Origin of the sequence: Arthrobacter yangruifuii (genome assembly GCF_009192775.1) — a bacterium.
GTDB classification, from domain to species: domain Bacteria; phylum Actinomycetota; class Actinomycetes; order Actinomycetales; family Micrococcaceae; genus Arthrobacter_B; species Arthrobacter_B yangruifuii.
In genome coordinates this window covers 450,970-475,099 of record NZ_VTFX01000001.1, presented here as the reverse complement: position 1 = coordinate 475,099, position 24,130 = coordinate 450,970, and the positions used below count along the sequence as shown (strand labels likewise).

Genomic DNA, 24,130 nt, shown 5'->3' with positions numbered 1-24,130 from the left:
GTCAGGGGCGCAGAGTTCCGCCGACCTCCGCCAGGCGGGTCACGACGGTGCTCTCCGGGTGCCGCTGCGCGCAGGCGCGCTGGACCACGGAACGGAGCCACAGGTTCGCCGGGTCCTGGGCCCGGCTGGGGTGCCAGAACATGGCCTCCACCAGCACGGGTTCCGTTTCCGTGGGAAATTCGATGATCGAAATCCCTGCTCCCCGCTGCGATTTGAGGGCGAGCATTTTCGGAACCACCGCCACCAGATCCGTCCCTTCAACGAGCAACGGGAGGGCAAGCAACCCGGATACCTGCGCGGCGACCCGGCGTTTAACCCCCAGCGTTTCCCAGAAGAGGTCCGCAGGGGTTTTGATCGATGCGCCGAAGTTGCCCACGGCGTGCGGGAGCCTGCCGAGCTCCTCCGCGGTGAGGGTGTCCGCCTGCAGGATGGGGTTCCCGGAATCGACCACCGCCACGAAGCTGTCCCGGAAGACCGCTTTTTTCTCCCCGGGCAGGGAGTACCCGGTGGGTCCGACCATCAGGTCGCAGCGGGTGAAATCGGCCTGGTGCAGGGGCATCGCATCTCCCGAGACAACGTTCACGCTGACACCAGGTGCCTCGACCTGCAGGATGCGGCGCAGCGGTTCCAGTATCACCGTTGCTGCGTAGTCCGACGCCGCGATGGTGAACTCGCGGTCGCTGGTGAAGGGATTGAACCTGCTCCGGATGCCGGTGACCCGGTCCAGGCCCTGCAACGCCTCGTCCACCAGCGGGACCAGGTCCTGCGCCAGCGGGGTGAGCTGGAAGTGCCTGCCGGAACGGACGAGCAGTTCGTCGTCGAAATAGCGGCGCAGCCGGGAGAGGGCGGCGCTTGTCGCCGGCTGACTCAGCTGCAGATGCTCCGCGGCCCGGGACACGTTCCGCAGCCGCAGCAGGGCCTGAAGCGTCGGCAGGAGGTTCAGATCGATGGACTTCATGCGGGACAGCATAGGCGAGCGGCTACTTGCTTCTTCCCGGCGGGGCGGTAGAGCTGCCCTTCCACTACGTCCCTTGGCCCGAACGGCGCCGGCCGAGATAACTGGACAGCCCGACGGCGATAAGAAGCGCCACGCCGTTAAAGACCTGGTCCACCCAGTTGGCGGCGCCGCTCAGTGTCAGGCCGCTGACGCTGACCGCGACGAACAGCACTCCGACCACTGTTCCGACCACGTTGAAACGGCCCGGCAGTATGGCGGTTGCTCCCAGAAAGACAGCTGCCAAGGCAGGGAAAAGCAGGTAGGTTCCGTTGTCCGCATTGGCTCCGCCCGTTCGTGCCGCAAGGATGACTCCTGCCAGCCCGGCCAGGGTTCCGGAGAGGCAAAAGGCGGTCTGGGTGTAGCGGCGCAGCGGCAGGCCCACCAGGACGGCGGCCCGGTTATTGGACCCAATGGCGTACAGGGCGCGGCCGAAGGGAGTGTGTGTCAGGAGATACCAGGCCAGGAAAGCGAGCACTGCCACCACGAACACCACCCGCGGCAGGCCCAGCCAGGCGCTGCTGCCGAACGTAGTGAACGCCGGATCCACGCCGATGATGGCTAGCCCGCCGGTGTACCACTGGATGAGTCCGCCCAGAAGTGTGGCCATGCCGAGGGTGGAGACGAAGGCGTTCATCCCAAACCGTGCCACCAGCAGTCCGTTTACCGCTCCCACAACGGCAGCTACTGCCACGCCGAGCAGGCAGGACAACCACAGCGGCAGCGAAAAATGCGCCATGGAAGCTGCAGTGACTACGCTGCTCAGGACCGCGATACCGCCAACCGAGAAATCAAAGTGTCCTGCCACAAGGGGAAATATCAGGGCGAGGGCGACAAGGGTAACGACGGACTGGTTTGCCAGCACCACCGAGACGTTGGCTCCGCTGAGAAAGACAGTGGAGCTGGCCGGGAAAACACCGAAGAAGGCGATGATCAGGACCAGCAGCAGCGGCAGGGCAAAACGTTCCAGGTGCGCGCCCGGAAGCCGGCCTCCCGACCTGCGTTGTGGCCGGGACCGGGAGCTTTCCGACCCGGCCGGACCGGCGACTGTGGCTTCACGGGCCTCGAGGGATCCTGCCGGTGCGTGGCTGCTATCCATTAGTCTTCTGGTCCTTCCTGAGGTGCACGGGGGTGTGATCTGCGGCCATCACGGCGGCGGCAAGTGCACTGCGTCCGGTGTCTGCGGGGTCAAGATCGGCGACGATATGGCCTTCCACCAGGACCAGGATCCGATCGCACAGCTCGGCGAGTTCGTCGAGGTCGCTGGAGGCCACCAGCACTCCGCACCCTTGTGCTGCGATGTCCCGCAGCGACCGGTAGATATCCCGGCGGGAGGTCACATCGACCCCCTGGGTTGGTTCGTCGAGCAGGAGCAGCCGGGGCTTTCGCCGCAACCAGCGTGCCAGGATCACCTTCTGCTGGTTGCCGCCGGAGAGCCTGCTGATCGGGATCTCTATTCCGTCAGCGCGAACAGAATGGTCGGCCAGCAGCCGGTGGGTCTCATCGCGTTCCATCCGCAGGTTCATCACGAGCCTGCGCCAGTAGCGCCCGATGACGGTGGCGGAGGCATTTTCCCGGACTCCGAGGTCCAGGAAGGCTGCGTCCCGGTGGCGGTTTTCCGGTACGAAGACGACGCCGGAACGGACCGCGTCCGCGGGAGAGGACGGTTCATGGGGCGCCCCGTCCAGGCTCATGCTTCCGCCGGTCAGCGCGGTGTCTCCGAAAATCGCTCGCAGGACGGTAGAGCGGCCTGAACCGGCCAGTCCGGCCAGTCCCACAATTTCACCGGATGCCACCGAAAGGTTTACGTCGCTCAGCGGGAATCTGGAAAGATCCCTGCCTTCAAAGAGGGGACTCCGCGCGCCGGCCCCCTGAGCCGGCGGCGCCGGAGTTCGAAGCGCAGCCTCAACGCCGGCGGAACCGGCGGTCAGACTGGCGCCCGACATCATGTCGACGATGGCAGCGATGGACGTATCAGCCACGGGTCCGCCGCCGGCAACGATGCCGTCGCGGAGCACTGTGACGTGGTCTGCCACTTCCTCGATTTCACGGAAACGGTGCGTCACCAGCACGATGGTCTGCCCGTGGTTGGCACGGGAGCGCAGTGCCGCCATCAGTTCCCTGGACTCGTCCTCAGCCAGAGACGCCGTCGGCTCGTCCAGAAGCAGCGTGTATTCGCTCTCCTGCTGGTCGGCGAGGGCCCGTGCCACCGCCACCATGGTTTTTTGGCTGGGCCGCAGCGAACCCAGTCGGTCGGTTGCCCGGACCGCTATGGCGTAGTGCGCAAGCAGCCCGTCCACCCGGTTCTGCAATTCCCGCCAACGGATTCCATGCAGCGGATTGGTGGGGAAACCCGCGTCCAATGCAAAATTCTCCGCCACACTCAAGGAGTCGAACAGGCCAAGATCCTGATGAACAAACCTCAGTCCGGCGGCACGTGCGCGGCGCGGGGTCACCTGCCGGGCCGGAAGGTTTTCGCCGTGGATGCTGATCGTTCCTGCATCGGCCTGGTAGACGCCGGCGAGGCACTTGATCAGCGTCGATTTGCCCGAGCCGTTGCCCCCGAGCAGCGCATGGATCGTTCCCCCGCTGACCGTCAGGTCCACTCCCGACAGCGCTGGGGCGCCGGCGAATGACTTCACCAGCCCGTGCGCGGCCAAGGCAACGGTCCCCGCGTGCTCACCCGGCCGTTCCGTGCCCGCGGCTGCCGCGGGCACGGAACGGCGGTGTTCGTTATGCGCAGCCACTACTCGCCCCAAGCCTCCAGATAAGCCTGCTTGAAATCGATTTCCGGGTTATACGTGAAGGCGGTGCCGTCCGCGGGCATGTTGGTTTCCGCGTCCACTACCTGGAGCCCGACGCCGGAGGCGGCAATCTCCTGGTCAGCGAGCAGCCTCAGAGCGGTGTCCACACCGGACCACCCGTCCCACTCCAGGCTGAACGTAACGGATGCATCCTGGCCTTCGCCTGCCGCAATCAGGTCCAGGTTGCTGCGTTGCCCGAAGGTGCCGATGACGGCCAGATCGTCAGAACGCTGGGAAGACACAATGGCCTGCGAGAGACCTGCCAGGAACCAGCCGTCCAGCGGAACGGAGATGGCGTTGGCATCCGGCGCCTGGAGCAGGGCGGTGGAGAGCTTCTGCGCCATGGTGCCGCTCGCCGCGTCCTGGTTGCTCAGCTGCAGTGTTCCCACCACTTCGCAGGTGTCACAGTCCTCAAGTTCGGCGTTCAGGCCGGCGCTGATCCAGGGTCCAAACCTGGCGTCGGCGAACGTCACTTCCAGCAGTTTCAGATCGCCGTCGGTCTGGCCGATCAGCCAGTCTGCCTGCAGTTTGCCGACCATGTTCCACCACTGCTCGTTGTCCAGTCCGTCCAGCTTCTTGGTGATGCCGGAGTACAGCGGTTCGCCGCCGTCGATGTCACAGTCGTTGGCTCCGACCCCCACCGTCGTAATTCCTGCCGCACGGGCTTCCTCGAGGGGGCCTTGGAAACTGGAGCAGTCCTGGCCCATCACAAGGATGACGTCCGCGTTGGCCCCCACACCCTGACGAATGCAGCTTGCCCAGCCGTTGGGATTGAGTTGGCCGTCACAGATGTTGCTTTGCCAGCCGATGGCTTCCGCCGCATCCGCCGCTGCCTGGGAAGGTGTCGAGCACGTCACCTGTGACTGTCCGCAGGAGACAATCCAAGCCGTGAGGTCTTCGGGGACTGGAACCGATTCGGTGGGCGGGGTGCCGACCGTCCCTTCATATGCGGCAGCCAAGGCGTCGGTGCTCCCGGAGGTTGCTGCCGAAGCGGATGGTGCGTCAGCGGGTTCATCCTCTGCAGTTGCCGTACTGCAGGATGCCAGAGCGAGGCTGGCAATCAGTAAGGCGCCGAGTGCGCCGCGGACCTTCATCGGCTTCATGCTTCTCATCGGGTCTCCATTGACAGTCAAAGGGAAGCGTGACGTGCATCACGTTCCAACCACTGTGAAGGAGCCTGGCTATGTCAGGAAGAGACTAATTGGGATACCTCGTATTTGTTTAACGGATAACCACGTGGATGTACCGGCCCCGGCGCAGCAGCAGCCGCTCGGTGCTTACGGGAGTCCAGTCGCTGGGGTCTTGGCGCATGCGCCGTCACCATCGGGGCCTCCCCCCCGTTCTGTTCAACAGCATGCTGCGTGGAACAAGGTATTCTTCCGAGCATGACAATTCCCGGGGGCACTGAATCCAACAACCGCTCAAGTAACGCCATCATGTATTTCTGTGGTGCGGTCGCCATGTTGATGTTCTCAATACTTGCTTTCGGCAACGCATCGGAATGGTTCGACTACGTTTCCGCCACCATCTGGCTCAGCCTCGCCGTAGTACTTGGCTACCGGGGATTCCGCCCGGGCCCGGTCTGAGCCGGCTCGGCCCGAGCCTCCAATAACACCGAGGTTCCCTTTCTCACCGACTTCCACCACCTCGCTCGTGGTCGGTGACCTGGTTCCCGCGCAGGGCTTGTCCGGCAATTGGGCGTGCCTGCAGGTCATGGAACTTAGGCCTCGGAAGCGGACGGGTTTCATCGTTGCCCTGCGGGGTTTCCTCGCAGACCCGGACTAATCCAGCACCCTCCCCACGTGCTGCAGCCAGCGCGCGACGACGGCCAGCTCCTCGGCGCTGAACCCGTCGGTGACCTTTCCATTCAGCTCGCTTAGGGCGGACTTCACGACGCCGAGCGCGGCCTTCCCGTCGGCGGTCAGGTACACCCGGACGATCCGGCGGTCCGCCGGATCCGGTGACCGGGTGAGGAGACCGGCTCTCTCCAGCCGGGACAGCAGCCCGCTCAGCCCGGCCGGCGAGGCGTCCACGGCTTCAGCCACCTCGCCGGTGCTCGCCCCGGGACAGGCGGACAGATACAGCAGCACGCCGGCGGCCGGCGCGCTGAGGCCGCGGTCCTCACCCCGGCGTCCGATCCACCGCCGCAGCCTCCGCTCGGCGGTCAGCGTCAGGAAGATCAGCCGCGGAGCCCGCTGTCGGCCGCCGTCGTCCATCCGGCCGCCGTCACCCGTCCCGCCGCCGCCGTCACCCGTCCGTCCGCCGTCACCCGTCCCGCCGCCGCCGTCGCCCGCGGTCATGTCCGGTTCGCGATCCGTCCGTCCAGCCAGGTGAGGATCTCAGGCCACAGCTTGTCCTTGACGCCGCGCCGGAAGAAGCCCATATGCCCGATCGCGGGCACCCCGGCGTCGTCTGGCGAGTAGGTGCGCCGCTCCAGCGCGGCGTTGGTGAGCCGGCCGTAGATGGCGTCGATCTGTCCCGGCGTGGCCCAGAGGTCGTCGGTGAAGCCGATGGACAGGACCTCGGCCTTGACCCGGGCTGCGCGTTCGGCGGCGTCCATGCTCGGATCGTCGAAGAAGTAGTTGGGCCGGCGGGACCAGGAGCTCCACTCGAGCATGGCGCCGCCGGGCATGTCCTCGCCCAGGCCCATTTTCCGGCCCGGCACTGCGCCGAGCAGCCGACTGGTGACCGGACCGAGGACCCGCAGGACCAGTCCCACGCGCAGCCGTTCCTTCGGATTCTGGATGGCTCGGGTGACACCGGCGTGCGAAGCCACGGCCACGAACCCCAGCAGTCCGTCGGTGCCGTTATCCAGGGCCATCGCATGCCCGCCGATGCTGTGCCCGACGGCCAGGCGCGGCAGCTCCGGGAACCGCGCGGACACCCACTCCGCGGCGGCCGGAACGTCCTGACTCATCCAGTCCCGCATCCGCAGCTTCCGGTTGGCCTTCGGACTGCCGGAGGCACCGGTTCCGCGGTAGTCGTAGGTGAGCACCGCGTACCCGTTTTCGGCCAGGTATTCGCTGAAACCGGTGTAGAGGCGCTCGGCCACGGCTGTGGCCGGGTGGATGACGACGGCAGCGCGGGGCGCGTCGTCGGCCGGCAGGCGCACGGTGCCGGCGAGCGCACCGCCCGCAGGGACGGGGATGCTGATTCGTTCGGACGTGACAGCCGCCACACTATTATTTCGCATGCGAAGTAATCTACACGGGACAGCGGGTTCCGTGTACCCCCGCTTGTTCCGTGGGTCTACGCCGGAGACGCTGCCGGGGAGTTAGGGAGTTGGTCGCCGCGCCCGCGCCCTCAGTGCACTTTCGGGTTAGGCTCGTCCCCTGAACCTGCGGCACCATCCGGGCCAAACTCGGGGTCAAACCCGCACAGGTCATCGCGCACGAGGGTCCGCGAACCCTATAAAGGGAACCATGATGAACACCCCCGCCGCCCCGCTGGAGCTCGCCCTCCCGTTTACCGGAACATGGAAGGTGCAGAACAGCCCGCTGCGCCGGGTGCCCAGCCACGGGAGCCATCTCCTCGCAACCACCTACGCCATCGACTTTGTGTGCGTGGACAAGTCCGGGCGGACGGCACCCTGGGTCAGCTGGCACACCGCGGTAGGCACCGAGCCGCCGGAGCTCTTCTTTGCCTTCGGCCGTCCCATCCTGGCTCCGGTTGCCGGCCAGGTTGTGACCGTCCGCGACGGCGAGCCCGACCATGAAGCCCGACGGTCGCAGCTAACCCTCATCCCCTATCTGCTCGGCCAGCAGGCCCGGCTGCGGCAAGGCGCCGGAGCGATTGCCGGGAACTACGTCCTCATCCAGGCGCCCGACGGCGGCGCGGGCCAGGTGCCCGACGGCGGCGCTGTGGTCGGCGTGATGCACCTGAAATCGGGCTCTATCCGGGTGAGCTCCGGGCAGTACGTGGAGGAAGGCCAGCACCTCGGGGACTGCGGAAACTCCGGGAACTCGACCCAGCCGCACGTGCATGTGCAGGCCATGGACGGACCCGATCCGTGGACCGCCCGCGGACTGCCGCTGGTCTTCCGGTCCTTCGGCGAGAAACCCGTCCGCGGCCGCACGTTCCTGCCGCGGGAGAACGTGTTGCCGCAGGAAGGTTCCACGGTCCTGGCGCCCTGACTGGTGTCGCGCCGGATGGGAGACGGTTTTTCCTGCCGTTTCGCGATTCTGCTGCCGGTTTGCGTTTTTTGCTACGGCTTTACCCGGCAGGAAAATCCCAAACTGGCAGGGATTTCCCAAACCGGTCGATTCTCCGGGCGGCTAGCCGTCTGGCCAGTTCCCGGACCCAATCCGTCCCCTCTGGGCCCGCCGGAACTCCCACCGAGTGTGGCTGGTGTGCATGGTGGGAAAACACGGGACCCACCAGTACCGGAGCGTGGGAAGGCCGGGTCAGGGGGCGTCCCTCCGGGGAGCGTCCCTCCGGCCAACGACCCGGCACCATGATCCAGCCCTATGAACCGGTGAAGGCCCGACCGCAGCAACCAGCCGATACCCCCGGTCAGTAACTCTCCCGAACCCCGTTCTCGGCCGGGGACATGAACTTCGCCGCCAAAGCCTCACTCCCCCGGGCCAGCATCGCGACGTCGGCGCCCACCAGGATGAAGTCCACGCCGGCGTCGATATAGCGGCGGGCGGTGGCCTCGGCGAACGCGTTCACGCCCACCGGTTTCCCGGCGGCCTTCACCACGCGGATGCAGTGCTCGACGGCAGCAAGCACCTCGGGATGCTCCTGCTGGCCGAGGTGGCCCATGGATGCGGCGAGGTCAGCCGGCCCGAGGAACAGCCCGTCCACCCCGTCGACGGCGGCAATCGAAGCCACGTTCTCGACGGCGGCGGCGGTTTCGATCTGCACCAGCAGGGTCACGGACTCGGCGGCGTTCTCGAGATACCCGTCGATCCGGTTCCAGCGCGAGGCCCGGGCCAGGGCGCTGCCCACCCCGCGGATGCCCAGCGGCGGATACCGGACGGCTCGGACCAGCTCCGCGGCCTGCTCCGCAGTGTCCACCATGGGAATCAGCAGGTTCTGCGCCCCCAGGTCCAGGTACTGCTTCAGCAGCACCGCGTCCCCGATGGGCGGGCGGACCACCGGGGTGACCGGATAGCCGTGCACCGCCTGCAGCTGCGCCAGCAGCGATTCGAGTCCGTTGGGGCTGTGCTCGGCGTCGATCAGCAGCCAGTCCAGGCCGGAGCCGGCGCAGATTTCGGCAATCAGGGGGCTGCCGGAGCAGACCCACATGCCGGTCTGTCGGCCGCGGGCGGCCAGCCGTGCGGCGAAGGTTTCCTCTACTCGAAGCGGCATGTGATGGTTCCCAACGGTCCGTAGTCGGCAAAGACAGTGTCACCCTTGTAAACCCACATGGGCCGGGTGAAGGAGCCGGCGAGGATGATTTCCCCGGCTTCCAGCGAGGTGTTGTGCGCGGCCAGCTTGTTGGCCAGCCAGTACACGCCGGCGGCAGGGTGGTTCAGCACCCCGGCCGCAACACCGGTTTCCTCGATGCCCTGGTTCCGGTAGAGCAGGGCCGAAACCCAGCGCAGGTCGACGTCGGCCGGCTTCACCGGGTTCCCGCCCACCACCATGGCGCCCATCGCCGCGTTATCGGCGATGGTGTCCACGATGGTCCGGCCCTCCATCTCGATCCGCGAGTCCAGGATTTCCAGCGCGGGCACCACGTAGTCCGTGGCGTCCAGGACGTCGAACAGGGTGCAGTCCGGCCCGGAGAGCGGCCTGCCGAGCACAAACGCCAGCTCCACCTCGATCCGCGGATGCGTGTACCGGTCCCACGCCAGGGTGCAGCCGTTTTCCAGCACCATGTCATCAAGGATGACGCCGTAGTCGGGCTCGGTGATGCCGGTGGCGGCCTGCATGGCCTTGGAGGTGAGGCCGATCTTGTGTCCGGCCACCCGGCGGCCGGAGGCCAGCAGCCGGTCCGCCCAGAGGTTCTGCACCGCGTAGGAATCCTCGATGGTCATCTCGGGATAGCGGGCGGTCAGCAGCGGCACCGGGGTCCGGGTCTGCTTGGCGTCGACCAGTTCATCGGCGATCGCCTGGCGGGTTGGTTTATCTAGCACCGCACTACTTTCTGTTCGGTAGAGGTGAGGGCAATTAGAGCTGGGAGCCGACCTTGAAGCCCTTTTCCTCACCCGGTTCGCGGGTGTAGGAGAAGCCGTCCGCGCCGATGGTGACCGCCATTTCGGAGGTTTCGGTGCGGGTGGTCAGCGGCTGCGGGTTGCCGTCCAGGTCCAGGACCAGGGAGGCCTCGGTGTACCAGGACGGGACCACGGGGTTGCCCCACCAGTCGCGGCGCTGGTTGTCGTGCACGTCCCAGGTGATGGTGGGGTTGTCCGGGTCGCCGGTGTAGTAGTCCTGCGTGTAGATCTCGATGCGGTGGTCGTCCGGATCCAGGATGTAGAGGTAGAAGGCATTCGACACCCCGTGCCGGCCGGGGCCGCGTTCAATCCGGTCGGAGATGCGCAGGGCGCCCATCTTGTCGCAGATCTGGATGATGTTGTGCTTTTCGTGCGTCGCGAAGGCCATGTGGTGCATGCGCGGGCCGTCGCCACCGGTCAGGGCGGTGTCATGCACGGTCTGCTTGCGGTGCATCCAGGCGGCGTAGGTGACGCCGTCGGAGTCCTTGATGTCCTCGGAGACCCGGAAGCCCAGGTCCTCCAGGTAGGCGCGGCCGCGGGGCACGTCCGGGGTGACCTGGTTGAAGTGGTCCAGGCGGACCAGTTCCCCGGCGGAGTAGAGGTCGTAGCGCTGGGTGAGGCGTTCCACGTGCTCGGTTTCGTAGAAGAACTCGTAGGGGAAGCCCAGCGGGTCCTCCACACGTACGGAGTCGCCGATGCCCTTCACGAAGCCGTCGCTCCGTCGTTCGGTGCGGCAGCCCAGTTCCTTGTAGTAGGCCTCGGCGGTGTCCACGTCTTCGGGGGTGCGGACGCGGTAGGCCAGGGCGGCGACGGCGGCCACCGGGCCCTTGCGCAGCACCAGGTTGTGGTGGATGAACTCCTCCAGGGAGCGCAGGTAGATGGCGTTCTCATCCTCTTCGGTGACGTGCAGGCCGAGCACGTCCACGTAGAACTTGCGCGACCGTTCCAGGTCGGTGACCACCAGTTCGGTGTAGGCGCAGCGGACAATGTCCGGCGGGTTGATGCTGGGGGTGGGGATCGGGTTCGAAACTTCAAAGCTCATGAAATTGCTCCTTTGCAAAAACGGGGGGAAGTGTCGGGGAGGGTTTAGCCGTCGACCTTGGCGACGTCGTCGGTCCCGAACTTGGGCGTGTGGACCTTGCCGAGGGAAATGTGCACGGCCTGCTGGTCGGTGTAGAAGTCGATGGAGCGGTAGCCGCCCTCGTGGCCCAGGCCGGAGGACTTCACGCCGCCGAAGGGGGTGCGCAGGTCGCGGACGTTGTGGCTGTTCAGCCAGACCATGCCGGCCTCGGTGTTCTGCGCGAAGTTGTGCGCACGGGTCAGGTCCTGCGTCCAGATGTAGGCGGCCAGGCCGTACTTGGTGTTGTTGGCCAGTTCCAGGGCTTCGGCTTCGGTGTCGAACGGGGTGATGGCGACGACGGGGCCGAAGATTTCCTCCTGGAAGATCCGGGCGTCGGGGGCGACGTCGGCGAAGACGGTGGGGGCAATGTAGTTGCCTTCTTCGAGGCCTTCGGGGCGTCCGCCGCCGGCGAGCAGGCGGCCTTCGGTCTTGCCGATCTCCACGTAGGAGGCCACCTTCTTGAAGTGTTCGGGGTGCACCAGGGCGCCCACCTGGGTCTTCGGGTCGTGCGGGTCGCCGACGACGATGGTCTTGGCCCGGGCGGCGAAGCGTTCGCAGAACTCGTCGTAGACCGGGCGTTCCACCAGGATGCGCGAGCCGGCGGTGCAGCGTTCGCCGTTAAGGGAGAAGACGCCGAACAGGGCGGAATCGAGCGCGGCGTCCAGATCCGCGTCGGCAAAGATCACGCAGGGGCTCTTGCCTCCCAGCTCCATGGACATGCCCTTCAGGTTTTCCGCGGCGTTGCGGAAGATCGTCTTGCCGGTGGTGGTTTCGCCGGTGAAGGAGATCAGCGGGACCTGCGGGTGCTTCACCAGTGCGTCGCCGGCTTCCTCGCCCAGGCCGTTGACCAGGTTGAACACACCGGCGGGAACGCCGGCGTCGGTGAAGATGTCGGCCCAGAGGGAGGCGGAGAGCGGGGTGAATTCGGCGGGCTTGAGCACCACGGTGTTGCCCGTGGCAAGAGCCGGGGCAAGCTTCCAGGACTCGAGCATGAACGGGGTGTTCCACGGCGTGATGAGCCCGGCCACGCCGATGGGCTTGCGGTTCACGTAGTTGATCTGGGCGCCGGGGACCTTCATGGCGTCGTCGAACTGGGCGACGATCAGGTCCGCGAAAAAGCGGAAGTTCTCCGCCGCGCGCAGGGCCTGGCCCTTGGCCTGGGTGATGGGCAGGCCGGTGTCGAAGGTTTCCATTTCGGCCAGGCGGGACTCCTGGGCCTCCACGGCGTCGGCGATCCGATTGAGAATGCGGGCGCGTTCGCGCGGCTTCATCTTCGGCCAGGGACCGTTGACGAAGGCTTCGCGGGCGGCGGCGACGGCGGCGTCGATGTCTTCCTTCTGCCCGGCGGCAGCGGTGGCGTAGGTCTGGTTGGTGACCGGATCCAGCACGTCGAAGGTGGCGCCGTTGACGGAGTCCACGAACTTGCCGTTGATGAAGTGCTGGATGTGGGTGGGCAGGTTCTCGGGGACGAAGTGCGTCGTCATGGGGTGTTCCTCTTTCGTCGTTGAATTCTTGGAAGTTCTAGATCGGCGAGGGCGGCTGGTGGCTCTGGGCCAGGAAGGCGTTCAGCGTGTTGGTGCGGTGCGCGCGGGCGGCGTGCTCGACGTCGGCCGCTGCGGCGCCGGCGTCGATCAGGTCCAGCAGCGCCTCATGTTCCTGCACTGACGCGTGCGCCCGGTCCGGGACGTACCGGAAGACGGAGGAGCGCATGCGGCCCAGCCGGTTCCAGCCGCGGTGAACCAACTCCAGGATGTGCGGATTGGGGCAGCGGGCGTACAGCAGGGCGTGGAACTCAGTGTTCAGCTGCGTGAAGCGGACCGGGTCGAAGTTGGTCAGGACCTCGCGCATCTGGTTGTTGAGCTCGCGGGCCTGGGCCAGTTCCCCGGCGCTGATGCTCGGTGCGGCCAGCGCGGTGGCGGCACCCTCGATGATGCTGAGGGTCTGCATGGTGTGCAGGTACAGGTCCGGGTCGATGCCGGCCACCGTGGCGCCGACGTTGCGGACAAAGTGCACCAGCCCTTCGGCTTCGAGCCGGCGGATGGCTTCCCGGACGGGGACCACGCTGAAGCCCATCTCCGTGGCGATGCTGCTGAGCACCAGGCGGTAGCCCGGGCTTAGTTCGCCGCCGAGGATGCGGTCCTTGAGCAGAGAATAGGCCTGCTCGGATTTGGAGCCGGTGCCTACGGCGGTGCTGGCGGCTTGCCCGGTGCTGCTGGCGGTCCCGTTTACGCCGCTCATGCCTGTTCCGCTGCCCAGGCCTCGTACTTTTCCTTCCAGGCGGCGTTCATCGGGTAGAGCCCGTCGACGCCGTGGCCGGCCTTCACCATTTCGGCGATGAACTCTTCCTGGTGTTCCTGCTTGATGCAGGCCTCCACCAGCTCCTCCGCGATGGCCGGGGGGATGACGAGGATGCCGTCGTCGTCGGCCACAATGATGTCGCCGGGCTGCACGGTGGCGCCGCCGCAGGCGATGGTGAGGTCGGTGTCCCAGGGGACGTGTTTGCGGCCGAGGACGGCGGGGTGCGGGTTGGCGCAGTAGACGGGCAGGTCGATACCGGCGACGGTGGAGTAGTCGCGGACGCCGCCGTCGGTGATGATGGCTGCGGCGCCGTTGTGCTTGGCGCGCAGGGCGAGGATGTCGCCCAGGGTGCCGGTGCCCTTTTCGCCGCGGGCTTCCATGACCAGGATTTCACCCTCGCCTACGGAGTCGATGGCGCGTTTCTGCGCGTTGTAGCCACCGCCATGGGATTTGAAGAGGTCCTCGCGGTTGGGCACAAAGCGTAGGGTGCGGGCCGTGCCGACCACCTTGCGGCCGGTGCGGGTGCCGGTGAGGCCGTCGATGGAGACGTTGTTCAGGCCGCGGGCGCGCATCTGGGAGGACAGGGTAGCGGTGGCGACCGATTCCAGTTTGGCCTTCAGTTCCGGGGTGAGGGTTTTTGGCTTTTCCTGCTGCTGCGGGGCGAGGCCGGCCTTTTCCGCGGAGCCCCAGGCTTCTTCCCGTTGCTTGTCGTCGATCTTCGGCTGCGCGCCGAAAGATGCCAGTGGGGTGATGCCGTCGGTGACGGTGGTGGCCAGGCGGCCGGTGGTCTTGTCGGTGCCGGGGACGTCGACTTCCACTTCGAGGCGGTCGCCGGGGACGGCCACGGAGGCGCCGGCGGGAGTGCCGGTGAGGATCAGATCGCCCGGTTCCAGGGTGAGCAGCTGGGAGAGGTCGGCCACGAGCTGGGCGAAGGGGAAGAGCAGGTCCGCTGTGGTGTCCTGCTGCGCGATTTCGCCGTTGACCCAAGTGCGGATGCGCAGGTTGGCGGGGTCGACGTCGGCCGCGTTGAGGATGGCCGGGCCCACGGGTGTGAAGCCGTCGCCGCCCTTGGAGCGGAGGTTGGAGCCCTTGTCTGCCCAGCGCAGGTCGTACACGCCGAGGTCATTGCTGGCGGTCACTCCCCCGACGTGGCTCCAGGCGTCTTCGATGCTGACGTGGCGGGCAGTCTTGCCGATGACGAGGGCGATTTCGCCTTCAAAGCCGAGCAATTCGCAGCCGGCCGGGCGTTCCACGCTGCCTCCGGTGAGGGCGAGGGAGGAGCCGGGCTTGAGGAAGTAGGAGGGCTGTTCGGGGGTGCGTCCGCGTTCTGCTGCCCGTGAGGGGTAGTTGATGTGGACGGCGATGACCTTGCCGGCCTGCTTCAGCGTGTCCGTGGTGGCGTCGTTGCCCATGTCTCTCCTGGATCAGGTACGAAATCGTATATGATCAGGGTTACATGTGGTGTGGATCACGTCAAGGGTCGCTTAGTACCGGCACGAGCAGTTGCACCCCTACACTAATCGACGAAGGCTTAGGAATGAGGAGCAGCCAGACTCTTCGCCACCTTCGAATAGGAGTGGGGGAACATGGCAACGAACAAAGCGGTCCGAGCACGTGTCAGAAAATCGAAAACACGGCGCCCTCCAATAGCGTCTCACTACGAGGACTTCAATTCAGGAGATCTGTTTTTCTCTGTTTCTGGATTTAAAGCCATTGGCGTTGAAACCACGTTGCGCATCGCCCCGCTAACCATTATTTCCGGAACAAACAGTGCAGGCAAGTCTAGTTTTATGCAGCCTTTTTTGATTATGAAACAGACGCTTGACTCAAGCTTTGATCCTGGCGCGCTCCTGCTTTTTGGTCCAAACGCTAAGTTTACCGACGCCTCACAGACTTTAACAAAAGGAAAGTCAAAACTTAGTCAGGTTTCTAAGTTCCAAGTTTCGATGCGTGCGGGCGATGTGTATCGTCAAGTAACCTATTCCGACACGGCGGGTGGTTACATCATCGAAGAAGACGTTGCTGGCGTAGGCGAGCAATCAATTCGAATGACAGAAACGGGTGAAGGACTAATAAGTGCTGACGTTGAAGATTTTCTCAGCGACTACGGGGAAAGCATGATGAGTCACTTTGCCAAAGGAGATTTCTTTGGGGATGGGGGCGGCCCTACCACCCTCTCCTTTCCGGTGCAGCGACAGCGGAGTTTCCTAGATGTCAACCTTCAATTCAACCGTGAAGGGAAACGGCCGATATCCTTTGGAGCTGACGATTTCCTGAGCACATACACCCGATCATGGATAAGGCTTCTGCAAGGAATCATCCATGTACCCGGTTTGCGCGGAAACCCCGAGCGTGAATATCCACGATCTGCCGTTGGCGATACGTATCCCGGAACCTTAGATACGTACGTCGCCAGCATTGTATTGGAATGGGCAGTTAAGGATGAAACCAAACTGAAGCTTCTTGCGGGTGAACTTGCTCGACTGGGCCTAACCTGGAAAGTGCACGCACGCCGAAAGAACGATGCAGCTGTCGAACTCTTGGTGGGCCGCATGCCCCAGGCCCAACAGGGCGGAAGCCAAGACATGGTAAGTGTTGCTGACGTTGGCTTCGGGGTGAGCCAAACCTTACCCGTCGTAGTGGCCCTGCTTGCTGCTGCGCCGGGGCAAATCGTGTATTTGGAGCAGCCCGAAATCCATCTGCATCCTCGTGCTCAAGTACAATTGGCAAAGACGCTAGTACGCGCTTCCAAGCGGGGTGTGAAGGTCATAGCGGAAACACATAGTTCCTTGTTGATTCGGGCCATTCAGACCGAGATCGCGTCAGGAGAGATAGCGGCGACCGATGTTTCTTTAAATTGGTTTAGCCGAGACGAACAGACTGGTTTTTCGAAAGTTGATGTTGCCGATCTCGACAGTAAAGGACGATTCGGAGACTGGCCCCTCGACTTCGACGAAATTGCTCAAGACGCCGATCTCGCATATATCAGCGCTATTCGTGGAACCGTGTAGTGGACCGCTATTTGGTGGTGGATGCAAACATCGCACGTTCCTGCACTGAACCAGCAAGACACCCGACCAGCGAAGCCTGTCTAAGGCTTACGCAAATTCTTCAGGAGAGGAATTGCCAGGTCGGTGTCGCATTGACCCCGGCAATAGACGCCGAGTGGCGTAAACACGCGTCCCCAATGTTCCTACGTTGGTGGGCGAGCATGGAGTCCCGTCGACGGATCCGAACTGAAGACGATAGGCGTGTTAGTGATTACCGAAATCACCTCGCTTCTCTAGAGGATGACGGTGTTAGGGCTGCGATGGAGAAGGACGCTCATCTGGTGGAGTTGTCCATGCTCCAGAGTTATCCCGTCGCATCGCAGGACGATAGGCAACGTCGTTACGTAGCCGATCTGGCGGACCGATACCCGCTCGCGGGAAAGGTGCAGTGGTTCAACCCTGGGTCCTCTACCGGCTGGGAAGAGTGGATAATGGCCGGTTGCCAGGACGAAGAAGCCTATCGCTGTGTACGTGCGCCTGAAGACTCTGCCCACTCATGATTGCTTGGCTCCACAGGCTAAGCCTGTAGCTTTTGCACAAAAAGAAAGAGCTATCGAAGCGTCTATGAGGCCAGCTGACTCAATCACATGGGGGCATCTGGAAGGCTGCGATCCTTGCGGAATGGCTCAGCCTGTGGGGACGTCCTTGCATGGTTAGCGGTGTTGTCTTTTGCTACCTGGGAGTGACGGAGCACTATAATCCGCCAGCGAAGCGCCAGACGGATGTGACGTCGCGAACCTGGTGGAATATCCGTTACCCCCCTCACGGTTGCTGCATATAAGAACCACAGTCCGGGAGAGCCCTAGTCCCGCTGCGAGCAACAGAAGGAACCCCCACTTGAAACTCTTCACCCCCCTCACCGTCGGCACCATGGAACTGCCCAACCGCCTCGTCATGGCACCCATGTCCCGCGTGCGCGCCGACCGCAACGGCGTGCCCACCGACATCATGGTCGAGCACTACCGCCAGCGCGCCTCCCTGGGCCTGATCGTCACCGACGGCATCTACCCCTCCTTCCCCGGCCAGGGCAATGCCCTGATGCCCGGACTGGTCACCGAGGAACACGTCGCCGGCTGGAAGCGCGTCACCGACGCGGTGCACGAGGCCGGCGGCCGCATCGTCGCCCAGCTGATGCACTCCGGGCGCGTCGCGCACGAGAACATCAACGGCGGCCGCCAAGTACAGGCCCCCAGCGCCATCGCGGTCGAAGGCATGGCACACACCTACGAGGGCAAGGCGCCCTACCCGGTGCCGCACGCCCTCACCGAAGCCGAACTCCCCGGCGTCGTGCAGGACTTCGTCTCCGCCGCACAGAACGCGATGAAGGCAGGGTTCGACGGCGTCGAGCTGCACGGTGCCAACGGTTACCTGCTGCAGGAATTCCTCTCCCCCGTCTCCAACACCCGCACCGACAACTACGGCGGCTCCCCGGAGAACCGGGCCCGCATGGTCATCGAGACCTTCCGCGCCGTGGCCGAGGCGGTCGGTGCCGAGCACACCGCCATCCGCATCTCCCCGGAACACAACATCCAGGGCGTGCTGGAAACCGACCGCGCCGACGTAACTGCCACCTACACCGCCCTGGTGGACGGCATCGCCGACCTGAAGTCGGCTTACCTGTCCATCCTGCACAAGGACCCGGCCGACGAGCTGATCCAGGACCTGCGCCACCGCTTCGGCGGCCCGGTGCTGATGAACACCGGCTTCGGCACGGTCACCAGCCGCGAGGACGCCATCATGCTGCTTGAGGAGGACCTGGCCGACGCCGCCGTCGTCGGCCGCCCCGTCATCGCCAACCCGGACCTCGCCCGCCGCTGGCAGGAAAACCTGCCGCTGAACGAGATCGACCAGGCCACCGTCTACACCGACGGCGCCGCAGGCTACACGGACTACCCGATGCTGGAACCGGTTTCCTAGGCAACTAAGCAGAACGACGACGGCAGGCCTTCCGCGGAATGCGGGAGGCCTGCCGTCGTTTTCACCGGGCACTGACGCAGGAACGTGTCAATTAGAGTCGACGGCTGGGGGCTGGTCCCCGCCGCTGTCCGTCCGCGGCTCGATGCCGGCTGCTGACGGTACTCGGCGCCAGGGACGCCGGTCGTAGATTGCCAGCAGCTGCGCACCCAGTCCAAGGAACACCATGGCCAGCCAGACGACGATGTTCAGCCACGGAATATGCAGCGCGACAATGAGAATCAGGCCCCCGACAAGCGCCTTGATCACCGGATGCTGGTTACCGCGGAAAATGAGCCTGCCAATGAGATAGGCGCCGAAAACAAAGGTGGCGAGCGTGAGCGTTATCCATACCAAAAGGACCGCCAGCGCCAGGGGAGCCCCGATGACCGTGGCCAGAAGGAGCAGCATCACCAGGGGAACGGCGATTGATGCCACGAAACCGACCAGCAGCGCCTGCCATGGCCGGGGCAGGAGCCGGTCCGTCACCCGGTGCAGCAAACGGGGGAAGAGCCAGCCCGCAAGCACCGTGATAAGACTCAGCGCCACCAGTGAATACAGCAGCCCGAGCAGCCACCCAACGAACTTCTCCCCCGCCGAGGGCTCCTGCTCAGGCTCCGGGGCGATGCGCTCCACGTTGCCGCTGACCGCATCCGCGGCGATATTGGCCTCCTGGTCGGAGTTGTACGTGAGGTTGCCCCCGACCGTCCCGCTGATGGTGAGGTTTCCGACGCCGACCTCGACATCCCGGCCGATCGCGCCGGAGATTGAGATGTCACCCGCGGCGCCCACCAGGTCATCCCCGAATGACCCGGCATCGGTAATGGTGAGGGTTGCCGCGAAAATTGTTCCGCTGCGCGCAACCTCACCGCTGATGGTCACGTCCTGCCCGGCGAGCCGCACGTTTCCGTCGACGTTGCCGGTAATGGAAATCGTTTGGGCTGCCGCGATCACGTCCCCCGTTACATTTCCGCTGATGGTGACGCTCTGCCCGGAGACGTACACGTCACCGGAGACGTCATCCTGGACGTCGATGTTCACTCCGCTGTAGAACTGCGGACCGGAGCCGTCGTTCACCACGGCAAAGGGCGCGGACTGTGGGCTGGAATCCGGGGACGCGGCAAATGCACCCGACCCCGTCGCCAGGACCAGAATGCAGACGGCTAGAAGCGCGGAGAAAGCCCGCCGGGTAGGAGAAGGAAGTCTCATCGGAAATGCCTTTCCGGGGTACGGTGTTCGCCTGTTCTTCCTCGTCAGAGGGCTGATGCAGCGGCATCGCGCGGTTGGGCTGCCGTGCGTATCCGGCGCCGCGGTCCTGGGGCCAATATGTTCAGTGTCCAGCAGATGTCAGCCACACAATAGAGACGACGGCGCGGTTGGACGGCACCGAGGATGATTTACGGAGTCAGCACGTGCCGCCCTCGGCACGGACTACCCGGGTCTCGCTCTCCTCACCACTTACAGTGGCAGTTGCTTCCGCTCCCGCCGCAGCGTGATGGCTTGGGTGAGGCAGAACGCGGCGAAGGTTGCGGCCAGAAGCACCAGGAGCACCACGGCGGGATTTACCCAAAACGGGACCACATCGTAGTCAGCGTTGCACCTGTTGTGCAGCGGGAAGTGCCGGCCGGGCTCCTGCCAATTCAGTTGGCGGTATACATGGTCGTAGGTTTGGCCTCTGGCCGCACACGTCTCTTCAATATCCAGGCCCCCGGAAAAGGCGCCCCATATCCAGACGGCGGCGGCGAAAAACAAGGCAACAAGCATATTGCCGAACCAGAACAAAGGGGGCATTCCCCATAGTCTGCGCACGTTCCCACCTCCGTCCGGTCCTCCGCTGCGATTTTAGGGCAGTATTCCGGCTTCCCGCTGTTTCTGGACGGGCCGGGACCGGAAGGGCTCCGCATACGTGCGGACACTCAAAAGCTGCCGCAGATCCTGCCAGCACCACCGGCCGCTACCTGCGGGGACATCTGGACGAAGGCGCGCGAAACTAGAGCGTGTTGGCGGAGGACCCGGCGTCGCCGTCGTCGGCCGTCCCGTGATCACCAACCGGGCGGCAGCCGCCTCAGCATGAGCCCCCGGACAAGAAGAACCGCTCCAACCAGCAGGATGAAAAACGAGAGAACCAGAAAAAGGGAATCGGCCGGAGTGGCGGGGCACCCGGCTGCACTGTCATCAATCTCCGGGCAGCTTCTCCACGGCTGCAGGGCGAAGACCACGCAGCTTGTCAGGCCCGCGAGGGCCAGCAGGGTCCCACACACCAGGTACGCAGTCTTTGAATCGGCCATAGCTAATGAAAGCAGGGCCACCTCGAATCGGGGCGCAGGCGCCAGTACTGCCTGCCGTGATTCCTCCCGGGCATCGAGCGGGTGGCCGTCCTCAGCCGTCAATGAAAGTGGCCCCCGCGTCGGTGGCGAGGCCGGGGCCGAGGGCGGCGGCAGGCGTGAAGGCACCGCGGGGTGCCGTTCCGTCGACGAACGCGCGGACGACGGCGGTGAGTACGTCGGCGGTGTAGTCCATGGCGTCGTCGGCGCGCAGCCAGCTCTCGCGGCGGGTGCCGTCAGCCCAGTCAACGACGGCGTGGCCCCACGAGTGCGGGCGGGGCCGCGGCGCCCTTTTTGTTTTGCTTGCCGCCAGCGAGGTGATCATCGTGCGCCGAATCGTCGGGGACTTCAGCAGCCGGGACAGCAGCGGAAGGGCGGGGCGGATCAGGGGCGACGTCGGTGCGAGCGCCGAGGTGAAGTCGATGGTGGGTGCCTTGCTGGCCTGGCGGGCGGCGAACAGCTCGCCCGAGGGGACCGCGGCGGACTTCACTGCTGTCCCGTCCGGGAGCGCGTGCTTTCGGAGGTTGGAGCCGAGCGGCACCGGGGTGAGGATCCCATCGCGGTAGGCGCGTCCGCCCATGCTCATTACGTCGACAGAGGTGATGGCGAGCGCCTCTCCCATGACCCCGTCGTCGGGCGCGTAGGAGCTGAGTGCATCGATCTGCACCCGCGAAGGAGTGGGCTGGCCCTCGCAGAGCCGCACGACCAGGGCTTCCGTGGCGAGCACGCCGAAACCGGCACCGCCAATGACCGTGCTGTTCGCGGCGCGGGCTTCGCCGTGGAGATCCACGAGGCCCGAGAGGGTGTTGATGTCGATTGACAGGTCGACGTAGTGGCCGTCCGGCATACATGCCTTCGCCAACGGGATCGCGGTCTCGGCATAGGAGCCTAGGAGGTTGATGACCACGAGCGGACGCTCCCGTGGCACTGCGGCGAGCATCTCGGCGACGCCGGCAAGCTGCCGCGTTCGGACAGAGCCGTTGAGGGTGTCGGCGATCGCGGCGAGCCGCTCCGTCGACCTACCCACCAGAACCACTCCGGGGATGCGTGCTGCCGCGAGCCGCCCGGCGAGGGCCCTGCCGACTTTGCCCGTCGCCCCCAGAATCCAGATCTCATCTTTCCGTTTGTCGTCCATGCGTTCCTCCGTCGCACATCCATGACGACACTGTGTGTTGTCAGAACACCCTACGGCACCCTGTGTCGTCATGGATAGACTGAACCCATGCCCCGCTGGAACCCCGACCCGCAAGAGCGGCTTGTCACCGCCGCCGTCGAGTTGTTCCGGCAGCACGGCTACGACGCGGTGACGGTCACCGACATTGCCGAGAAGGCCGGCCTGACCCGGAGGTCTTTTTTCCGCCACTTCTCCGACAAACGTGAGGTGCTCTTTGCCGGCTCACGCGGAAACATCCCTCGGATTACCCGGCTGGTGGAGGAGTATGCCCCGGATGTGACGGCACGGGAGGCCGTCATGGGAGCCCTTGCACAGGTGGGCGATTATCTCCTCGCCGACCCGGCCGCCCAGGCGCTTCGCCAGGATCTCATCGACGACAGTCTCGAGCTTCAGGAGCGCGAGCGGACAAAACTGGCCGACATGGCCGCCGCCCTGGCTGCAGGCCTCGTCCTTCGCGGCACCCCTCCGGCAGATGCCCACAGCATCGGAGTCTTCTCCGCCGGGATCTTCCACTCCGCGTACGTGCGAACCCTCAGAAACGAACCACCAGGCTCGTTCGCAGACCAGCTTCACGCTTCGGCCGCAGTGATTGCCCGCTTTCTGACGGAATGATGCAGCTACTGCAGAATGACCCGTATCAACGGGATTCAGTTTCGCGCCTCTCGTGGCGGCGCCCGTGGGACAGAGATGCTCATTCATGCACAGCCGACACCGGTCTGGCCGCGCCCGCGCGTATTGCGGCTTGTGGTTAGGTGGGTCAATGGACGATTACATAAGTTCCGGGACCTTCTGGTTCATGGTGGCGCTGATCAATGCCGGCTTGGCCGAGCAGAAGAACCGCTCCCGCTGGATCTGGTTCCTGTTATCCCTCCTGTTGGGCCCCATTGCCACGATCCTGATTGTCGTGCGGGAGGCACCGGAACCAGTCGAGCCGTCCATGACGCACCGGGGCGGGTGGAAGAACCCGGACCCGCACCCGAGATCGTTGGGAGATCCCATGTAGAAGGAAGTGTTCCGGGGGGAAAGAGTTGGCCCCTCGAGGAGTGGAAGCCCGTGCTGCCAGCAAGGAGTGCCATCCTCCGCTCCGATCCGGCACTGTGCCGCCTGCACCGTTGTTTCTTACCGTTTTGACGGCTGCAACGAATGCTCCTCACCGGAATACTGCGCTTCAATTTCCTTACTCCAGGCACGCGCGTATAGGCCAAGGGTCGCCTGCTCCCTGAGCGCGAAGCCCAGCCCGTAGAGTGCGTGCTGGCTAGCCTCCATAGCCAGCTGCTGCGCACTGCGGCTGACTCGGTGTTTGTCTGCCCGGTACAAATACTCATCCATGGCCCTCGCCCACCGCTTCCGCCAGACATCCACTGCCGGCTCTGAGGCAAGAGCGGCCATCACCCGATGTGCGGGCATAACCCGGGGTGCAATCCGGGTCCTCATTGCCCTGCGCGCTTGCGCAGCGTGCGGGCCAAAAGAACCTGTGCAGGCGTGCAGATGAGCGTTCCAGAAGAAGTCCCAGCTAGTGGTTCTGCAGTCGGGCCACACAGCGGACCGGGGGCCCCGCATCATCGCGTGGCCGGCGTCGAAGAGAAGCAGGGCGGCCAACATCGAGCGCGTGTTGAGGCTGGGGAAGCGGTTGACCGCCCACAGGGTCAGATCCATGGAGACCTCGCCAACCTCAGTTACCAGGTCCAAGCCCTTTGTCCCACCGAACCGTGCAAGAGCCGATTCCACCACCTCAGGTACCGCTTCGCCCGGCCGTGGTGGATAAACGAGTCCCGGCGAGTGGGAGATCTTCACGGCACCCAGCGTGGCAACGTTTTCGTCCGCCAACGCGTGCGCAAACTTCCATAGACGCGTAGCCACGTCGTCGGTGGCAAGCAAATGCAGGAGCACGGCCCGACGGTCGGATTCCAGGCTGCGTGACAACCGAAACCGGCCCCCCTCCCCGACCCGCAGTTGGGAAGACAAAGGGGCAACAACATGGCGGATAATGTCGTCGCCGGCATCCTTACGCTCCGGCTCAATAGTCAGGATGGACCACAGGGTTGTGCTGAGGTGCTGCTTCACAGGTCGGGTAGCTGCACCTCGATAAACAGTGTTCGATTGCATTACGCGGCTCATTTCATCCCCAAGATTGACATTAGTACGTGTACTGTCTTTACCCTGTGTTCCCAGAACGTGCATGTCCATACCGGCCCCCGAAATCATTACCTGTTCGTGTCCTCTTGAGCCGGCGCGCACCGAATGCCGGTCGG

At 64.7% G+C, this 24,130-nt stretch carries 22 protein-coding genes; 6 read left to right on the top strand and 16 right to left on the bottom strand.

The window, feature by feature from the left end; all coding sequences use genetic code 11:
• Nucleotide 1: 1 nt before the first annotated feature.
• The 4 genes from GD627_RS02340 to GD627_RS02325 form a co-directional block, all read right to left on the bottom strand.
• Nucleotides 2–958: a LysR family transcriptional regulator gene (locus tag GD627_RS02340; protein WP_152271195.1), complete on the bottom strand. Its 957-nt coding sequence runs from the start codon at nucleotides 956–958 to the stop codon at nucleotides 2–4.
• A 64-nt stretch (nucleotides 959–1,022) separates the two neighbouring features.
• Nucleotides 1,023–2,093 carry an ABC transporter permease gene (locus GD627_RS02335; RefSeq protein WP_152271194.1) on the bottom strand — a complete coding sequence of 357 codons (1,071 nt, stop codon included), beginning with the start codon at nucleotides 2,091–2,093 and terminating at the stop codon, nucleotides 1,023–1,025.
• Nucleotides 2,086–3,741, bottom strand: a complete 1,656-nt coding sequence (locus tag GD627_RS02330) for a sugar ABC transporter ATP-binding protein (protein ID WP_194265931.1) — start codon at nucleotides 3,739–3,741, stop codon at nucleotides 2,086–2,088. Before GD627_RS02330 ends, GD627_RS02335 begins: the two co-directional genes overlap by 8 nt.
• A complete protein-coding gene (locus GD627_RS02325; RefSeq protein ID WP_152271192.1) occupies nucleotides 3,741–4,910 on the bottom strand; it encodes a sugar ABC transporter substrate-binding protein in 1,170 nt (389 codons plus the stop codon). Before GD627_RS02325 ends, GD627_RS02330 begins: the two co-directional genes overlap by 1 nt.
• 273 nt (nucleotides 4,911–5,183) lie before the next feature.
• Here GD627_RS02325 and GD627_RS02320 point away from each other — a divergent pair, with 273 nt between their 5' ends.
• Nucleotides 5,184–5,384: a hypothetical protein gene (locus tag GD627_RS02320; protein ID WP_152271191.1), complete on the top strand. Its 201-nt coding sequence runs from the start codon at nucleotides 5,184–5,186 to the stop codon at nucleotides 5,382–5,384.
• Nucleotides 5,385–5,579: 195 nt separating this feature from the next.
• On the opposite strand, the gene GD627_RS02315 is transcribed toward GD627_RS02320, so the two are convergent.
• On the bottom strand, nucleotides 5,580–6,098 hold the full coding sequence (locus GD627_RS02315) for a MarR family winged helix-turn-helix transcriptional regulator (protein WP_210250438.1): 519 nt from the start codon (nucleotides 6,096–6,098) through the stop codon (nucleotides 5,580–5,582).
• Nucleotides 6,095–6,991 carry an alpha/beta hydrolase family protein gene (locus tag GD627_RS02310; RefSeq protein WP_152271190.1) on the bottom strand — a complete coding sequence of 299 codons (897 nt, stop codon included), beginning with the start codon at nucleotides 6,989–6,991 and terminating at the stop codon, nucleotides 6,095–6,097. The genes GD627_RS02315 and GD627_RS02310 overlap by 4 nt, the downstream gene beginning before the upstream one ends.
• A gap of 229 nt (nucleotides 6,992–7,220) precedes the next feature.
• Between GD627_RS02310 and GD627_RS02305 the strand changes: the two genes are divergently transcribed.
• Entirely contained in the window at nucleotides 7,221–7,931 is a 711-nt protein-coding gene (locus GD627_RS02305; protein ID WP_152271189.1) for a M23 family metallopeptidase, read from the top strand.
• A 379-nt stretch (nucleotides 7,932–8,310) separates the two neighbouring features.
• On the opposite strand, the gene GD627_RS02300 is transcribed toward GD627_RS02305, so the two are convergent.
• From GD627_RS02300 to GD627_RS02275, 6 genes are read right to left on the bottom strand one after another with little or no spacing between them, the layout of a single operon-like run.
• Entirely contained in the window at nucleotides 8,311–9,111 is an 801-nt protein-coding gene (locus GD627_RS02300) for an HpcH/HpaI aldolase family protein (RefSeq protein ID WP_194265930.1), read from the bottom strand.
• Nucleotides 9,096–9,881 carry a 2-oxo-hept-4-ene-1,7-dioate hydratase gene (gene hpaH, locus GD627_RS02295; RefSeq protein WP_152271188.1) on the bottom strand — a complete coding sequence of 262 codons (786 nt, stop codon included), beginning with the start codon at nucleotides 9,879–9,881 and terminating at the stop codon, nucleotides 9,096–9,098. The genes GD627_RS02300 and hpaH overlap by 16 nt, the downstream gene beginning before the upstream one ends.
• A gap of 34 nt (nucleotides 9,882–9,915) precedes the next feature.
• Nucleotides 9,916–11,001, bottom strand: coding sequence for a 3,4-dihydroxyphenylacetate 2,3-dioxygenase (gene hpaD / locus GD627_RS02290; RefSeq protein ID WP_152271187.1), 1,086 nt, complete (start codon nucleotides 10,999–11,001; stop codon nucleotides 9,916–9,918).
• A 44-nt stretch (nucleotides 11,002–11,045) separates the two neighbouring features.
• Nucleotides 11,046–12,563 carry a 5-carboxymethyl-2-hydroxymuconate semialdehyde dehydrogenase gene (hpaE, locus tag GD627_RS02285; protein WP_152271186.1) on the bottom strand — a complete coding sequence of 506 codons (1,518 nt, stop codon included), beginning with the start codon at nucleotides 12,561–12,563 and terminating at the stop codon, nucleotides 11,046–11,048.
• Between the two features lie 37 nt (nucleotides 12,564–12,600).
• Nucleotides 12,601–13,317 carry a GntR family transcriptional regulator gene (locus GD627_RS02280; protein WP_152271185.1) on the bottom strand — a complete coding sequence of 239 codons (717 nt, stop codon included), beginning with the start codon at nucleotides 13,315–13,317 and terminating at the stop codon, nucleotides 12,601–12,603.
• Nucleotides 13,314–14,789 carry a fumarylacetoacetate hydrolase family protein gene (locus GD627_RS02275; protein ID WP_152271184.1) on the bottom strand — a complete coding sequence of 492 codons (1,476 nt, stop codon included), beginning with the start codon at nucleotides 14,787–14,789 and terminating at the stop codon, nucleotides 13,314–13,316. The genes GD627_RS02280 and GD627_RS02275 overlap by 4 nt, the downstream gene beginning before the upstream one ends.
• Nucleotides 14,790–14,963: 174 nt before the next feature.
• Here GD627_RS02275 and GD627_RS02270 point away from each other — a divergent pair, with 174 nt between their 5' ends.
• Nucleotides 14,964–16,388 (top strand): AAA family ATPase, encoded by a 1,425-nt coding sequence (locus GD627_RS02270; RefSeq protein WP_152271183.1) that lies wholly within the window; start codon nucleotides 14,964–14,966, stop codon nucleotides 16,386–16,388.
• Between the two features lie 876 nt (nucleotides 16,389–17,264).
• Nucleotides 17,265–18,344, top strand: a complete 1,080-nt coding sequence (locus GD627_RS02265; RefSeq protein ID WP_152271182.1) for an alkene reductase — start codon at nucleotides 17,265–17,267, stop codon at nucleotides 18,342–18,344.
• A gap of 87 nt (nucleotides 18,345–18,431) precedes the next feature.
• On the opposite strand, the gene GD627_RS02260 is transcribed toward GD627_RS02265, so the two are convergent.
• From GD627_RS02260 to GD627_RS02250, 3 genes are all read right to left on the bottom strand, one after another.
• Nucleotides 18,432–19,589 carry a polymer-forming cytoskeletal protein gene (locus GD627_RS02260; protein ID WP_152271181.1) on the bottom strand — a complete coding sequence of 386 codons (1,158 nt, stop codon included), beginning with the start codon at nucleotides 19,587–19,589 and terminating at the stop codon, nucleotides 18,432–18,434.
• A 249-nt stretch (nucleotides 19,590–19,838) separates the two neighbouring features.
• Nucleotides 19,839–20,171: a hypothetical protein gene (locus tag GD627_RS02255; RefSeq protein ID WP_152271180.1), complete on the bottom strand. Its 333-nt coding sequence runs from the start codon at nucleotides 20,169–20,171 to the stop codon at nucleotides 19,839–19,841.
• 588 nt (nucleotides 20,172–20,759) lie between these two features.
• Complete coding sequence (locus GD627_RS02250; protein WP_152271179.1) at nucleotides 20,760–21,839, bottom strand: saccharopine dehydrogenase NADP-binding domain-containing protein; 1,080 nt, start codon at nucleotides 21,837–21,839, stop codon at nucleotides 20,760–20,762.
• An 87-nt stretch (nucleotides 21,840–21,926) separates the two neighbouring features.
• Between GD627_RS02250 and GD627_RS02245 the strand changes: the two genes are divergently transcribed.
• Both GD627_RS02245 and GD627_RS02240 read left to right on the top strand, forming a co-directional pair.
• Entirely contained in the window at nucleotides 21,927–22,490 is a 564-nt protein-coding gene (locus GD627_RS02245) for a TetR/AcrR family transcriptional regulator (protein ID WP_152271178.1), read from the top strand.
• Between the two features lie 148 nt (nucleotides 22,491–22,638).
• Nucleotides 22,639–22,881: a hypothetical protein gene (locus tag GD627_RS02240; RefSeq protein WP_146360297.1), complete on the top strand. Its 243-nt coding sequence runs from the start codon at nucleotides 22,639–22,641 to the stop codon at nucleotides 22,879–22,881.
• A gap of 116 nt (nucleotides 22,882–22,997) precedes the next feature.
• Here GD627_RS02240 and GD627_RS02235 read toward each other — a convergent pair whose 3' ends face one another.
• Nucleotides 22,998–24,065: a hypothetical protein gene (locus tag GD627_RS02235; protein ID WP_152271177.1), complete on the bottom strand. Its 1,068-nt coding sequence runs from the start codon at nucleotides 24,063–24,065 to the stop codon at nucleotides 22,998–23,000.
• Nucleotides 24,066–24,130: the final 65 nt, after the last annotated feature.

Excerpts from the sequence above, each read along its gene's own strand:
- GD627_RS02260 (WP_152271181.1), bottom strand. The coding sequence starts at position 19,589 with ATGAGACTTCCTTCTCCTACCCGGCGGGCTTTCTCCGCGCTTCTAGCC.
- GD627_RS02240 (WP_146360297.1), top strand. The coding sequence starts at position 22,639 with ATGGACGATTACATAAGTTCCGGGACCTTCTGGTTCATGGTGGCGCTG.
- GD627_RS02255 (WP_152271180.1), bottom strand. The coding sequence starts at position 20,171 with ATGCCCCCTTTGTTCTGGTTCGGCAATATGCTTGTTGCCTTGTTTTTC.
- GD627_RS02320 (WP_152271191.1), top strand. The coding sequence starts at position 5,184 with ATGACAATTCCCGGGGGCACTGAATCCAACAACCGCTCAAGTAACGCC.
- GD627_RS02340 (WP_152271195.1), bottom strand. The coding sequence starts at position 958 with ATGAAGTCCATCGATCTGAACCTCCTGCCGACGCTTCAGGCCCTGCTG.
- GD627_RS02305 (WP_152271189.1), top strand. The coding sequence starts at position 7,221 with ATGATGAACACCCCCGCCGCCCCGCTGGAGCTCGCCCTCCCGTTTACC.
- hpaD (WP_152271187.1), bottom strand. The coding sequence starts at position 11,001 with ATGAGCTTTGAAGTTTCGAACCCGATCCCCACCCCCAGCATCAACCCG.
- GD627_RS02300 (WP_194265930.1), bottom strand. The coding sequence starts at position 9,111 with ATGCCGCTTCGAGTAGAGGAAACCTTCGCCGCACGGCTGGCCGCCCGC.
- GD627_RS02235 (WP_152271177.1), bottom strand. The coding sequence starts at position 24,065 with ATGGACATGCACGTTCTGGGAACACAGGGTAAAGACAGTACACGTACT.
- GD627_RS02325 (WP_152271192.1), bottom strand. The coding sequence starts at position 4,910 with ATGAGAAGCATGAAGCCGATGAAGGTCCGCGGCGCACTCGGCGCCTTA.
- hpaE (WP_152271186.1), bottom strand. The coding sequence starts at position 12,563 with ATGACGACGCACTTCGTCCCCGAGAACCTGCCCACCCACATCCAGCAC.
- GD627_RS02315 (WP_210250438.1), bottom strand. The coding sequence starts at position 6,098 with ATGACCGCGGGCGACGGCGGCGGCGGGACGGGTGACGGCGGACGGACG.
- GD627_RS02275 (WP_152271184.1), bottom strand. The coding sequence starts at position 14,789 with ATGGGCAACGACGCCACCACGGACACGCTGAAGCAGGCCGGCAAGGTC.
- GD627_RS02270 (WP_152271183.1), top strand. The coding sequence starts at position 14,964 with ATGGCAACGAACAAAGCGGTCCGAGCACGTGTCAGAAAATCGAAAACA.
- GD627_RS02280 (WP_152271185.1), bottom strand. The coding sequence starts at position 13,317 with ATGAGCGGCGTAAACGGGACCGCCAGCAGCACCGGGCAAGCCGCCAGC.
- GD627_RS02250 (WP_152271179.1), bottom strand. The coding sequence starts at position 21,839 with ATGGACGACAAACGGAAAGATGAGATCTGGATTCTGGGGGCGACGGGC.
- GD627_RS02245 (WP_152271178.1), top strand. The coding sequence starts at position 21,927 with ATGCCCCGCTGGAACCCCGACCCGCAAGAGCGGCTTGTCACCGCCGCC.
- GD627_RS02335 (WP_152271194.1), bottom strand. The coding sequence starts at position 2,093 with ATGGATAGCAGCCACGCACCGGCAGGATCCCTCGAGGCCCGTGAAGCC.
- GD627_RS02310 (WP_152271190.1), bottom strand. The coding sequence starts at position 6,991 with ATGCGAAATAATAGTGTGGCGGCTGTCACGTCCGAACGAATCAGCATC.